Below are 12,575 nucleotides of genomic sequence, written 5' to 3' on the forward strand. Positions count from 1 at the left end.
GAAGGATGTCTTCATCGTGTTTTTGATCTATTCCAATCCTTTAATGGTCATTTCCTTCACTGGCAGGAATGCCTCACCTGTATCCAGGTAGTTAACGTCTGCCTGATCGCCTTCCTGAAGATAAATGGCCATCGGCACGGTTTCAGATGAAACCACGTAGCTCTGGCGGTTTTCCATCAGGAATGATACGATTGTGAATTCGCCGGATTTCTCCTTGTACACCCGCAGTACAGTTCCGCTCATCTGTTTTTCCTCTGCTTTCGAGCTTCCGTCTACCGTGCCTCCGCCTCGCTGCAAAGCGGTTTTATATAAACGCAATGCTTCATTTGGCGTTGTCCCATATACAGATATTTCCGGATTGGCAGCTGATACAATAAAGTAGTTCTGCAGGAATCCATTGGCATCAAGCACAGGTGTCAGCCAGCTGGCTTCCCCGTAGAAGTTATAAAGAACAGGCATTTCGCCGCTCCATTTTTTCTCGATGAATTTCTTCTCGATAATCTGGAGGGCGCCCTGGGAATCCATATAAGAGTCCTCAAGATTACCTGTAAAGAAGGTCGCTTCGCCCGTCCTTGAATTTGTCAGAGAATAGCCCAGCATTGAATCGACGCCTTCTTTTGGACTTGTAAAATCTGTAAAGTAATACATGTCGCCATTTTCATCAAAAATCGGACTCACATTGGCTTCCGTTCCTTCATCCGATGGAAGCCTTACATCGGATTTTCCGAATTTGCTGTTCCAGAAGCCGTGGACATAATTCCCGAAATAGCTGTTCTGCAGACTGACCGTTTCAGGGGAAACAGCTCCATCAATAAAGGCCGGCACATCCGCAAGTTTATAGGACTTCGTCTGTCCGTTCAGCGGGTCAACCATGACCACTCCTTGAACATCAAAGCCATTTCTCGCCGAAATAAACTCTCCATATGAACGGATATAAAACGGCTTTCCGTCGTCATCCACTTCCAGCTGCACATCTCCGTAAAAAATGGCCTGCGGATACTGCATCCGGATATGACGCTCAATATTTTTATTAAAATAAGAGGATGGTGTATACACCATATCGCTTTTCACAAACTTTGGATTGGCTGAGGAGTCAGTCGCGCTGATTGTAAAATAACCAGGTGTTTTATCCCCATTCCACCATTTGAAAAAACCCGAAAACTCTACAGGCGCAATATAAACATATTTCCCATCGACTTTCTGGATCTGCAGGCTGCCAAGTTCATAATAGCTCGTGTTCGGAACCTGCCCGAATGCCTTCTTCATCTTATTGCGCGCAAACTGCGGCGGCACGCTCGCTGGTGTTTCCTTTTCATCAAACGCCTCAATCTCCGTTTTTTCATTCATTTTGGCACTTTCATATTTATCATCTGCATTGAATAGAAAAGCTGTCAGAAAGAATATCCCTGCGATCAGACTGATGGCAAACAGACCCGTTTTGATCATTCGTTCCCTGCCTGTCGCAAGAACAGCTCCAATTAATGAAGAGATAACCGCAAACAGCCATAGGCCGGTCAAGTTCCGGTCCAGATTGGTGAAATAATACACGGAAAAAACAAGCAGCACAGACACAGCGGCGGTGCCGGCCATAATTCCGGTCCCAAGTTTCCTGCGTTCCTTTTCCTTCGCCTTAGTCTTCGGTTTATAGCTGAACGGAATCAGCAGGATAGAAATTGCCAGTCCGGCAATCAGTGAAAAAATAAAAATATTTCCCATAAGAATCTCTCCTAATATTAGTTCGTTATGATGTAATACGGGCGGCAGCCAAAAAAGTTTCATAAAGAAAAATCACCATCCTAAGTTGTTGGTGGTGTAAAATTACACTAAACAAATGACCTGGGAGTCATGAAAAAATTACTGTGATTACTGCAGGCTTGTTATTTCTGGCTTCCCCTGTCCTTTTTCTTTATTTATTGAATAATATCAATTGATAACCCATGAGGTGAAGAAGCATCTGGATGGAACAGGCTATGACGAAAATGATTTTTAGGAGCACAGCGATAACATACCTAAGATGGACATCAATCATGATTTTTACCAGGCCCATTATTATGTCATTTTCAAAGATGAGCCGAACATAATCTATTACTATGGTAAAAAGAAGTGGTTTGGGGATGTCGTTAAGTTTTGTGAAAAATGCTCTTCTACATATGAGTTTGTAACAGAGAATACGGAACCTAGTGAGGAAGCCTGTGTATCGATGCTTGAAAAACGTTAAGAAAAAGGATTTTCCGCCTGAAGCCAGAATAAGAGTATCATTCCATTGATAAGGAGATTTTTTATGATCAAATATGAATTTGCCATACCGGATCAGGATCAATTATTTCAGTTATATGAAAAGGACGGCTGGAATGAATTTTTGAAGCTGCCGAAAGAAAAGCTGCATCAGGCGATGAAGCAGAGCTGGCTTGTGATCGGTGCCTTTGATAGAGAGTGCCTGATCGGGACAGGGCGCATTATTTCAGACGGAGTCATTAACGCCTATCTTTGCGGATTAATCGTTGATCCAGCTTATCGCAGCCAGGGCATCGGAAAGGAAATGGTGCGAAGGCTGGCAGAAGAGTGCTCGAAGGCACGGCTGCATGTACAATTGATGGCTGAGGAGGAGAAAGCGGGCTATTATGAAAAGCTGGACTTTGAGGTTTTTACCTTAGGCTTAAAGTATAAGTTTTCAGGCTAAAGTTGTAGCCATTTTCAGCCAGAACGGCGATTTAGCATAACGTTTCCAGCATTAAAATGGGTAATGTAACCAATATGAGAAACGGAGGCAATTCTTATGGAAAAATATATATGCAAAACGTGCGGAACACAATTTCCTTTTTCGGTCCATCAGCCTGAAAGCTGCCCGATCTGCATGGAAGAGCGCCAGTACGTTGGCCCTCGCGGCCAGGAATGGACAACATTACATGAAATGGCGGAAAGCCAAATTTATATAAATAAAATACAGCAGGAGGAATCCAGCCTATACAGCATGAAAACAGTGCCGGAGTTTGCCATCGGCCAGACAGCTTATCTTATTCAGCATAACGGTTTTAATCTGATGTGGGACTGTATTACCTATCTTGATGAGCCCACGATTGAAACGATAAAAGATCTGGGAGGAATAGACGCTATCGCACTGTCACATCCTCATTACTATTCAGCTCAGGCGGAATGGGCGGAAACATTCAATGTGCCGATCTATATACACGAAGACGATAGGGAATGGGTGATGAAGGACAGTAAACACATTATTTTCTGGAGCGGAGAAACGCTTAAAGTTCAAGATGGCCTGGTCATCCACCGCCTTGGCGGCCATTTTAAAGGCGGTGCTGTCCTTCATTGGGAAAATGGGAATCATGGCATAGGCGTTCTGCTCACCGGCGACATCATTCAGGTTGTCGCAGACAGTGGGTGGGTCAGTTTCATGTACAGCTACCCGAATCTCATTCCTCTTCCGGCTGAAACGGTAGAACGAATGGCTGGCAAAATAAAAACGCTAACATTTGATCGGCTTTACAACGCGTTTCACAGAGTAATAAAAAAAGAGGCAGACCTTGCAGTGCAGCGGTCAGCAAAACGCTATATAAAAGCAGTCCGGGGCGAGCTATTTCAAACCTAATATTGGCTCTGGAAATAGAAATTTAGTAAAATAAGGTAACAGAATGGGAGGGAACACGATGTTAAAGAAACCTAAATCCAATGAATATGCACCCTATTATGAGAAATATGTCAGCTCCGTACCGGAAGGGGACCTGCTGCAGATCCTCGATGAGCAAATAAAGGAAACGATGAATCTGGTAAAAGATCTGAAGGAGGATCAGGCTCAATTCCGTTATGCTCCGGGAAAATGGACCGTTAAAGAAGTTATCGGGCATATCACAGATACCGAACGCATTATGAGCTACCGCCTGCTTTGCATTGGAAGAGGGGATTTGGCCAAGCTGCCGGGCTATGATGATAATGAGTATGTGAAGAATGGGCAATTCAACCGTTTCAGCATCCGGGAACTAGTAGAGCAGCTGTCCTATGTACGCCAAAACACGATTGCTTTACTAAAAAGCCTGGATGATGAGTCACTGCTAAGGAGAGGGAATGCCAACGGCACGGAAGTAACCGTCCGGGCCATCGCCTATATCATTGCCGGCCATGAACTTCATCACCGCACCTTAATCAAAGACCGCTATATGGCTGCAGAAAGCTTTGGTGGAACATATTGAATAAGCATGAAATAGCGAGCTGGCTGAAATCTATTCTGATTGCCTTTGGAATCGCTATGGTGATCAGGGTCTTCCTTTTTTCACCTTACTATGTGGAAGGAGCCTCCATGGATCCTACCCTTCATGACGAAGAAAAAATATTCGTAAATAAATTTGAAGAACCGGACAGAGGCGATATTGTCATCATCAAGGGCGAAGAAAAAAACTATGTTAAAAGATTAATAGGATTCCCTGGCGATGAACTGGAAATGAAAGATGACCACCTGTATATAAACGGCAAGCAGCGGGATGAAGACTATCTCTCAGAAAATCGCAAAGCAGCAGAAGGAATTGTCAACAAACTGACCGGCGACTTCGGCCCCCTCACTGTTCCGGAAGATCACTATTTCGTGATGGGCGACAACCGCCTTGTCAGCCTGGACAGCCGAAATGGACTCGGATTTATTGAGAAGGAGCGGATTATCGGCGTCAGCGAATTTGTCTGGTATCCTTTTACAAGCATAAGAAAAGTAGATTAGCTTCAGGAGCGGCAAGCACCGCTCTTTTTACATAATAGGGGGGATCTTATGGAATTGTTTCTTCAAGTAGCTGCCTATTTTATCTTTGCTGCCGGGTCTTTTTATTTTTTTTTCGGCGGAGTAAGAAAACCGGCTGGAAAAAACGCACTAAGGCATAAGAGCTTTATCTTTTTGATCAGCTTCCTAGTCCTGAGCGGATATTTCTGGTTCGGCAGGTGATGAGGGTGAAGCCTATTTGCTGAAGCCGCTATTCCATTTGCAGATTGCGAGATTCTATTTTTCGAAAGCTGTCCATCTATTTGGATCCTCCAAGAGCAAAATCCCTATTTTAATTGAATTCGAAGCAAGTGAAAGAAAGGACGTGTTATAGATGACAAATATCGGATTGATCAGGCACGGGATTACAGCCTGGAATAAGGAGGGGCGGGCGCAGGGAAGCTCGGATATTCCTCTCCATGAAGAAGGTTTGGCTGAGGCAGGACGCCTGGCAGAACGGCTTGGCGGAGAAAGCTGGGATGTGATTTACTCAAGCAATCTCCTGAGGGCAAAGCAGACTGCAGAAGCCATCCAGGAGAAAATCGGTTCCATTCCCCTTCACCTCGATCCCCGAATAAGGGAAGTCGGCGGCGGAATGATTGAAGGCACAACCGAAGCAGAGCGTCTTGAAAAATGGGGCAAAGACTGGCGGGAAATGGACCTCGGTTTTGAGCCGAAAGAAAACATCATTAATAGAGGACTTGAGTTCCTCCAGGAAATTACAGATAAGCACCCGGGCGAAAACGTGCTGATCGTAAGCCACGGCTCCTTCATACGCCATCTTTTAAGAGAACTGGTGCCGCACACGGATCTATCCTCCCCGCTGAAAAACACATCCATCACAAAGCTTTTGATCAAAGAAAGCCAGTGGGATTGTGAGCTGTATAACTGCACGAAGCATCTTGAAGTGAAGCAGATAGAATCATGTTAAGCAGTAAAAAAACAGCAGGCTGCCCCTGCTGTTTTTTATTCATTATGTATCTTCGACTTAAAGTTCGGAAAAGTAAACCTGAAAACGGTGCCTTTACCGATTTCGCTTTTGACGCGAACACTGCCATCCATGGCCCTTACAATACTGAAAACGACCATCATTCCAAGGCCGGTCCCTTTGGAGCCTTTTGTGGAATAGTAGGGTTCACCTAAACGCTGAAGCTGATCGGACGTCATGCCGACACCGGTGTCTTTTATTTCGATGGTGATCTGGCTGCTGCTATAGTGTGTTTCTATGTATAATTGCCCGCCGCGCGGCATGGCCTCAATTGAATTTTTAATTACATTCAGAAAACATTGGTGGAATTTTTGCCGATCACCTTTAATCGATCCGAGAAGGGCAAAATGGGCATTGATCTCTACGGAATTCTGGTTGGCGGTCGGTTTTAATATATTCATGACTTGAATTAGTTCTTTTTTTACATTAATTTCTTCGATTTTATCTAAGGAAGGCTTGGAAAAGGTTAAATAATTTTGAATGACCTGTTCTGCCGATTCCAGTTCGGCTTTCACGATGCCCAAATACTCGACCCTTTTTCGTGGCGGCAGCCGCTGTTCCTGCAGCAGCTGCACAAATCCGATTGCAGCCGTCAGTGGGTTGCGGATTTCATGTGAGATGGCAGCTCCCATTTGCTCCACAGCTTCAAGTTTTTCTGCCCGTACGAGATTTTCACGGATATCCAGATTTCTTTTGGCAAACTCAAATACATATGAAATCATGAAGACACCCAGTGGCGGAATCACCAGGAAGGCAAACCAGGCATCAAACCGGTTTTGAGGAGGTACCGATAGTTCCATAACAACAACAGTCTGCACACTTAAAATCAGGGTAATGATAATCGAAAGGCGAATCCTTTTTCGCGGCACCTGCTTCCAAAACCAGGGATAGAGCCTCCAAAGAATAATCCCAAGGGGCAAATATAAAAGAATATTAGAATAAAACCCAGGTTCTATTCCATAAAAACTTCTCATCAAAATCACACCCCCGGCTAATGCGGGGCCGATTCCCGCATATAAACCGCCGATGATGACAGGTATCAATCGTAAATCAAAAAAGTAATGCGTGCTTGGCTGATAGGAAAATTGAAAACATATCCAGATCATGAACAAAAGCCATATAAAAGAGCAGCCTTTGGAAAACCGGAATTTAGAGCTTTTTTCCGCCCATACCAGCACAATAAACAAGATGACAATCAAGAGCGATAGATTAAAGAAAAAATGCTTTGTGATTTCCACCGTTTCACCTGCCTCTTTGTGAGGTTATAAGAAAATTCTATATTGTTTTACTATTTATGACAATACTCATTTGCTTTTTTTATATAATATTGTCAGAAAATACGAAATTGTCGAGGGTAAAGATTACTATTTCAATGCGAGTGAAATTTGGTTTGCCGAAAACAATCTTATCCCTGTAGGCATATGTCTTTGTTATTTATTTTAAAAAAATGTATCATTCTAAATTTTTAGAACATATAATAAAATCAGAATAAATAAATGAATTAGAAAGGGTGAAGCCACTTTGTATTTAATCAAGAAAACGATGGAGATCAATCTGGAACAGCAGAAGCTGATATCCAGCCCGTTAAGGATAAAAATTATTTACCTCCTCGCTAAAAGAGCCATGACAGCCAAACAGGTTGCTGAAGAGCTCGGAAAGTCTGCAGGAAGCATTCATTACCATATTCAGCAGCTTTATAAAGGCGAAATACTGGAAATTGAGGAAACGAAAGAAAACAGGGGAATTATCGAAAAGTATTACCGTTCAAAAGCGACGCAATTCAACTTGAAAGAAGTGAACGGGCAGGATAAAGGATCCAGCAGCTCTATGGGAATAAGCATCTCCCTCACAGATGATGAAGTAAAGGAATTTCAGGACGATTTGTATGAACTAATGGTTAAATACATGGAAAAGAGCGTAAAGGGAGCTATAAAGCGCAATTCATATGAAATCTCCTGCAGCTTCAAATTGCTTAATTCCGAGGAGGAAGATTAGATGGAAGCCCAGATCAAAAAAAATATAACACTGTTTTTGACAGGGAAAATGACAGCGGTGCTCGGTTCCTCCATTTACGGCTTTGCCATAGGCTTATATATCCTTGCAGAAACAGGGTCCAGCCTGAACTTTGCCATAACCCTCATTCTTAGTGCGCTGCCAAGAATCCTGCTTTCCCCTGTTGCGGGCGCGCTCAGTGACAGGTGGGACCGCAAAAAAATCATCATAATTTCCGATTTTGCCTGTGCGGTCTGGCTTCTTGCCATTTTGCTGCTGTATCTTTTTGCCACACAGGAAATCTGGCTCCTCTACACAGCCACAGCCGTTCTAAGCATTTTGAATACCTTTTATTCAGCGGCAGTCACTTCAGCGATTTACAACATGGTCGGTCCTGATACTCTGCAAAAAGCGATGTCACTCAATCAGGCCGCAGCTTCATCATCCGCCATCTTGGGACCCGTTCTTGGGGGCGTCTTCTTTGGCATCTTTCATTTATCAGTCTTCATGCTTATCAACATCATCGCCTTCACAGTCTCCGGCATCACCAGTTTACTAATTCAATACAATCTATTTGCAGAGAAAAAAGAAAGACCAGAAGAAAAGAGTATGATCTATGATCTGAGAATGGGTGTTTCATATGTGAAAAATCAGCCATTCATAAAAAATCTCATTATCATTAGCATCTGGCTGAATTTTTGGTTCGCGGTTTTTCCCGTTGCCATGCCTTATCTGGTTCTGACTGTACGGGAAATGAGTTCCCTTCAGCTGGGCATTATTGAAGGAGCCTTTTCCGTCGGGATGCTGATTATGTCGGTCGCTCTTTCTGCCCGTCCTGAAGTAAAGAGAAAAGAAGTGACCATCTTTGGGGGCATAATGGCCATGTCCCTGATCATTGCTCTGCTTGGCCTCCCGAATTTTCCTGGCTTAATGGGCATTTCAAACAGCATCATGTTTCCTTTTTTAATTGGTATGGTCCTGCTGTTATCATCAGTTATCATGGTGGTCAATATCCCTGTGATGGTTTTACTGCAAAAAGGCACGCCTGATGCCTATCGGGGCAGGGTCATGTCACTCCTTGAAACAGGAGCAAGTGCCATGACACCGCTCGGCTTTATCTTTTTTGGCATCCTGCTTGAAAAAATGCCTGTCTGGATCCTGATGGCTGCATGCGGAGGATGTATTCTGGTGCTCATCCTGTATCATCTGCAAAAAAGAACCTTTATCCAGCTGCTGAGAGATGAAGATCAGCCTAAAACAGAGATTAGCTCACAAGCCTGAGAGAAAGCAGTTTTCCGCTGCTTTCTTTTATTTTGCCGTTTATCGCATTCGTTCTGGGGTATTTCAACATATAGATACATAGTTTACATCGTAGCCCAGAAGCGATTGCTTCTTTATATAAGGAGGAAAACCATATGAAACAAGATCCGCAAAACAAAGGTGTAAATGCGCACAGCAAGGACAAGCAGCTTGAAGAATTTCGCATGGATAACACAGGCAAGAAGCTTACGACGAATCAGGGAGTCAAGGTTTCGGAGGATGAGCATTCGTTAAAAGCTGGTTCCCGTGGCCCGACCTTGATGGAGGACTTTCACTTCAGGGAAAAAATGACGCATTTTGACCATGAGCGCATCCCTGAACGGGTTGTCCACGCCCGCGGTTTTGGCGCACATGGCTATTTCCAGGTGTATGAACCCATGACAGAATATACCCGGGCAAAGTTTCTGCAGGATCCATCTGTCAAAACCCCGGTCTTTGTTCGCTTCTCGACTGTTGCCGGCTCCCGCGGCTCGGCAGACTCTGTACGTGATGCCCGCGGATTTGCAACGAAGTTTTATACGGAAGAGGGCAACTACGACTTAGTCGGCAATAATATTCCGGTGTTTTTCATTCAGGATGCCATCAAATTCCCGGATCTCGTTCATTCATTCAAGCCGGAGCCGCATAACGAAATGCCGCAGGCTTCAACGGCCCATGATACGTTCTGGGATTTTGCCGCCAACAATACTGAAACAGCCCATATGATCATGTGGACAATGTCAGACCGTGCCATTCCGCGCAGTTTCCGCATGATGGAGGGATTTGGCGTTCACACGTTCCGATTTGTGAATGAGCTGGGCAAGGCACGTTTTGTGAAATTTCACTGGAAGCCTGTTCTTGGCACGCATTCCCTGGTTTTTGATGAAGCCCAAAAACTTGCCGGAAAGGATCCGGATTTCCATCGCCGTGATCTTTGGGAATCCATCGAAATGGGGGACTACCCTGAATTTGAGCTCGGTGTTCAAATGATTGAGGAGGAAGATGAATTCTCCTTTGATTTTGATATTCTGGATGCGACAAAGTTATGGCCGGAGGAAATGGTCCCGGTTAAAATTATCGGGAAAATGACCCTGAACCGCAACCAGGATAATGTATTTGCTGAAACAGAGCAGGTCGCCTTCCACCCTGGACATGTAGTACCTGGCATTGACTTTTCAAATGACCCGCTGCTGCAGGGACGTTTATTTTCTTATACCGACACTCAGCTGATCCGCCTTGGCGGTCCGAACTTCCATGAGCTCCCTATCAATCGTCCGGTGTGCCCGTTCCATAATAATCAATATGACGGCTACCATCGCATGACAATTAATAAGGGGCCGGTTGCTTATCATAAAAACTCGATGCAGAATAATGATCCAAGCCCTGCCACAGCAGAAGAGGGAGGCTATGTTCATTATCAGGAAAAGGTTGAAGGACGAAAGGTACGCCAGCGCAGTGATAGCTTCAAGGACCATTACAGCCAGGCGAAAATGTTCTGGAACAGCATGTCTGAAGTGGAAAAACAGCATATGATCGAGGCGTTCCGCTTTGAAGTCGGAAAGGTGCAGAACAAGGATGTGAAGCAGCAGGTTGTCGACATGTTCAGCAACGTAGATAGCTTCCTGGCTGAGCAAATTGCCCGCGGAGTTGGCGCAAAAGTGCCGGAAGCAGTGAATGAATCCAAAGTGACGCTCTCTTCACCAGCATTAAGCCAAATGAATACAGCCAAATCACCTAAGACCCGAAAAGTCGCCATTCTCGCTGAAAATGGATTCAGCTATTCTGAAGTCAAAAGCGTAATGGAAGCTTTGAAAAGTGCTGGGATCATGCCGGAGATTGTCAGCAAAAACCTGGGCATGATCAAAGGAGACGGCGGAGAATTGGAAGTAGTGAAAACATTCCTGACCTCCCACTCCGTTATGTATGACGCTATCTATATAGCAGGAGGAAAAGAAAGTGCTGAATCCCTGAAGAAGGTGCCTCAGGCCAAGGAATTCGTCAGCGAAGCTTACAAGCATTTTAAAACCATTGCGTTTGGAGGCGAAGGAGCCGAACTGCTGCCTGCAGAAGCAATGGACACGCTGGGGCAATCCCAAACCCTATCGGAAATGGGAATCGTCGAAATCAAAAGCGGCGATGCATCCGCAAGCGAGAATTTAATTAATAGCATTGCCATGCACCGTCATTGGGGACGTGCCATATAAAATTGATGCCAGCTGCCCGCTATCGGACGGCTGGCTTTTTTTCTGAATCCTTGATAGATTAAGGACTGACCGATATAGCTGGAAACTGACCGATAAAATCGAATAGTAACCGATAAATTAAAATTATGACCGATAAAGCTGATGAAGTGACCGATAAACGGAAAATTGTTCGGCCATCGTTGAGTTTGGCCGATAAGTCTTAAATTTTGGCCGGTAAAAGCCCCACATTGGCCGGTATCTTCCTAATTTGGCCGGTGAAACGGCAAAATTGGCCGATAAATACCCCATTTCGGCCGGTTTTTTCCTGATTCTGCTCCGTCCGCCAGCAGCCGCATCAAAATTTCCCCAATATGCAGGTATTCCCCTCCTAAAATAAGAATTCTTTAATAACAACCTGCCAAAACAAAGCAAAAAATGACAGGAAGGCAGAAAAAGAAAACGGTAGGATATAGTCAAGGGAGTGATCAGTAATGTCATGGATCGTATCGCTGCAGAAGGCGATTGATTATATAGAGGAGCATTTGCTGGATGAGGATCTTTCCATCGGGAAAGCCGCGGAGGAAGCCAACTCCTCCGTATTTCATTTTCAGCGTACATTCGCCATTTTGACTGATATGCCGGTGGGCGAATATATACGGGGAAGAAGACTGACCCTCGCAGCACAGGAACTGGTCCGAACAGACCGCAAAGTGATTGATCTTGCCTATAAATACGGCTATGACACTCCCGAAGCTTTTACTAAGGCTTTCCGCAGGCAGCATGGCATGACCCCGACTGAAGCAAGAAACTTTTCCGGAAAGCTGAAATCATATAACCGCCTGGTAATCCAGGTGAGTCTGAAAGGGGCAGAAGCAATGCAATATGCAATTGTCAAAAAAGAAGCTTTTCAAGTAGCAGGAATCAAAAGGGAGTTCTCATTGTGCAATGAAGAGAATCTGGCCGGCATCCCGAAAATGTGGGATGAAGTAAATAGTAACGGGACCGCTGACAAGCTATTCATGCTGAATAATGGCGAAATTAAAGGGGTTCTCGGTGTGTGTGTCGATAACCGCAGCAAAAAGCCTGACAGCATGGATTATTGGATTGGGGCAAGCTTCAAAGGAGATAAGCCTGACAGCTTCGAGTGCCTGGAAGTCCCGGCCTCTAAATGGGCGGTATTCGAAGTGCATGGGGCCATGCCGCATGCCATGCAAAACACCTGGAAAAAAATCTTCTCGGAATGGTTTCCATCCAGCGGCTATGAGCATGCTGCTGCACCGGAACTGGAAGTCTATTCTGCCGGTAATGCGTCCAATCCTGATTATTATTCAGAGATCTGGATTCCGGTAAAATAAACAGC

Annotated in this window: 13 protein-coding genes; 11 read left to right on the forward strand and 2 right to left on the reverse strand. The window is 44.7% G+C overall.

The window, feature by feature from the left end; all coding sequences use genetic code 11:
• Window positions 1-27: 27 nt before the first annotated feature.
• Window positions 28-1,716, reverse strand: a complete 1,689-nt coding sequence (locus DFO72_RS16235) for a hypothetical protein (RefSeq protein WP_113882997.1) — start codon at window positions 1,714-1,716, stop codon at window positions 28-30.
• 298 nt (window positions 1,717-2,014) lie between these two features.
• Here DFO72_RS16235 and DFO72_RS30005 point away from each other — a divergent pair, with 298 nt between their 5' ends.
• The 7 genes from DFO72_RS30005 to DFO72_RS16265 all read left to right on the forward strand — a co-directional run bounded on the left by DFO72_RS30005 (window position 2,015) and on the right by DFO72_RS16265 (window position 5,684).
• Window positions 2,015-2,218, forward strand: a complete 204-nt coding sequence (locus DFO72_RS30005) for a hypothetical protein (RefSeq protein ID WP_243856183.1) — start codon at window positions 2,015-2,017, stop codon at window positions 2,216-2,218.
• Window positions 2,219-2,281: 63 nt separating this feature from the next.
• Complete coding sequence (locus DFO72_RS16245; RefSeq protein WP_113882998.1) at window positions 2,282-2,680, forward strand: GNAT family N-acetyltransferase; 399 nt, start codon at window positions 2,282-2,284, stop codon at window positions 2,678-2,680.
• Window positions 2,681-2,776: 96 nt separating this feature from the next.
• On the forward strand, window positions 2,777-3,601 hold the full coding sequence (locus DFO72_RS16250; protein WP_113882999.1) for an MBL fold metallo-hydrolase: 825 nt from the start codon (window positions 2,777-2,779) through the stop codon (window positions 3,599-3,601).
• Window positions 3,602-3,659: 58 nt separating this feature from the next.
• Window positions 3,660-4,199: a DinB family protein gene (locus DFO72_RS16255; RefSeq protein ID WP_113883000.1), complete on the forward strand. Its 540-nt coding sequence runs from the start codon at window positions 3,660-3,662 to the stop codon at window positions 4,197-4,199.
• Window positions 4,196-4,717, forward strand: coding sequence for a signal peptidase I (gene lepB / locus DFO72_RS16260; protein WP_113883001.1), 522 nt, complete (start codon window positions 4,196-4,198; stop codon window positions 4,715-4,717). The genes DFO72_RS16255 and lepB overlap by 4 nt, the downstream gene beginning before the upstream one ends.
• 48 nt (window positions 4,718-4,765) lie before the next feature.
• Window positions 4,766-4,936, forward strand: coding sequence for a hypothetical protein (locus tag DFO72_RS29535; RefSeq protein ID WP_166672505.1), 171 nt, complete (start codon window positions 4,766-4,768; stop codon window positions 4,934-4,936).
• Window positions 4,937-5,087: 151 nt separating this feature from the next.
• Entirely contained in the window at window positions 5,088-5,684 is a 597-nt protein-coding gene (locus DFO72_RS16265) for a histidine phosphatase family protein (protein ID WP_113883002.1), read from the forward strand.
• Window positions 5,685-5,719: 35 nt separating this feature from the next.
• Here the strand turns inward: DFO72_RS16265 and DFO72_RS16270 are convergent, their stop codons facing one another.
• The gene (locus DFO72_RS16270; RefSeq protein WP_113883003.1) at window positions 5,720-6,979 is read right to left on the reverse strand and encodes a sensor histidine kinase; all 1,260 of its coding nucleotides are present in this window, start codon (window positions 6,977-6,979) and stop codon (window positions 5,720-5,722) included.
• 304 nt (window positions 6,980-7,283) lie between these two features.
• Here DFO72_RS16270 and DFO72_RS16275 point away from each other — a divergent pair, with 304 nt between their 5' ends.
• From DFO72_RS16275 to DFO72_RS16290, 4 genes are all read left to right on the forward strand, one after another.
• On the forward strand, window positions 7,284-7,736 hold the full coding sequence (locus tag DFO72_RS16275) for an ArsR/SmtB family transcription factor (RefSeq protein ID WP_113883227.1): 453 nt from the start codon (window positions 7,284-7,286) through the stop codon (window positions 7,734-7,736).
• Window positions 7,737-9,014 carry an MFS transporter gene (locus tag DFO72_RS16280; RefSeq protein ID WP_113883004.1) on the forward strand — a complete coding sequence of 426 codons (1,278 nt, stop codon included), beginning with the start codon at window positions 7,737-7,739 and terminating at the stop codon, window positions 9,012-9,014.
• 134 nt (window positions 9,015-9,148) lie between these two features.
• Window positions 9,149-11,236 (forward strand): catalase, encoded by a 2,088-nt coding sequence (locus tag DFO72_RS16285; protein WP_113883005.1) that lies wholly within the window; start codon window positions 9,149-9,151, stop codon window positions 11,234-11,236.
• Between the two features lie 470 nt (window positions 11,237-11,706).
• Window positions 11,707-12,570 carry an AraC family transcriptional regulator gene (locus tag DFO72_RS16290; RefSeq protein WP_113883006.1) on the forward strand — a complete coding sequence of 288 codons (864 nt, stop codon included), beginning with the start codon at window positions 11,707-11,709 and terminating at the stop codon, window positions 12,568-12,570.
• Window positions 12,571-12,575 lie beyond the last annotated feature (5 nt).

Source organism: Cytobacillus oceanisediminis, assembly GCF_004366035.1.
GTDB classification, from domain to species: domain Bacteria; phylum Bacillota; class Bacilli; order Bacillales; family Cytobacillaceae; genus Cytobacillus; species Cytobacillus oceanisediminis_C.

Bases quoted from the DNA above. Each gene is read 5' to 3' on its own strand.
- DFO72_RS16235 (WP_113882997.1), bottom strand. From the start codon at position 1,716: ATGGGAAATATTTTTATTTTTTCACTGATTGCCGGACTGGCAATTTCT.
- DFO72_RS30005 (WP_243856183.1), top strand. From the start codon at position 2,015: ATGGACATCAATCATGATTTTTACCAGGCCCATTATTATGTCATTTTC.
- DFO72_RS16245 (WP_113882998.1), top strand. From the start codon at position 2,282: ATGATCAAATATGAATTTGCCATACCGGATCAGGATCAATTATTTCAG.
- DFO72_RS16250 (WP_113882999.1), top strand. From the start codon at position 2,777: ATGGAAAAATATATATGCAAAACGTGCGGAACACAATTTCCTTTTTCG.
- DFO72_RS16255 (WP_113883000.1), top strand. From the start codon at position 3,660: ATGTTAAAGAAACCTAAATCCAATGAATATGCACCCTATTATGAGAAA.
- DFO72_RS29535 (WP_166672505.1), top strand. From the start codon at position 4,766: ATGGAATTGTTTCTTCAAGTAGCTGCCTATTTTATCTTTGCTGCCGGG.
- DFO72_RS16265 (WP_113883002.1), top strand. From the start codon at position 5,088: ATGACAAATATCGGATTGATCAGGCACGGGATTACAGCCTGGAATAAG.
- DFO72_RS16275 (WP_113883227.1), top strand. From the start codon at position 7,284: ATGGAGATCAATCTGGAACAGCAGAAGCTGATATCCAGCCCGTTAAGG.
- DFO72_RS16280 (WP_113883004.1), top strand. From the start codon at position 7,737: ATGGAAGCCCAGATCAAAAAAAATATAACACTGTTTTTGACAGGGAAA.
- DFO72_RS16285 (WP_113883005.1), top strand. From the start codon at position 9,149: ATGAAACAAGATCCGCAAAACAAAGGTGTAAATGCGCACAGCAAGGAC.
- DFO72_RS16290 (WP_113883006.1), top strand. From the start codon at position 11,707: ATGTCATGGATCGTATCGCTGCAGAAGGCGATTGATTATATAGAGGAG.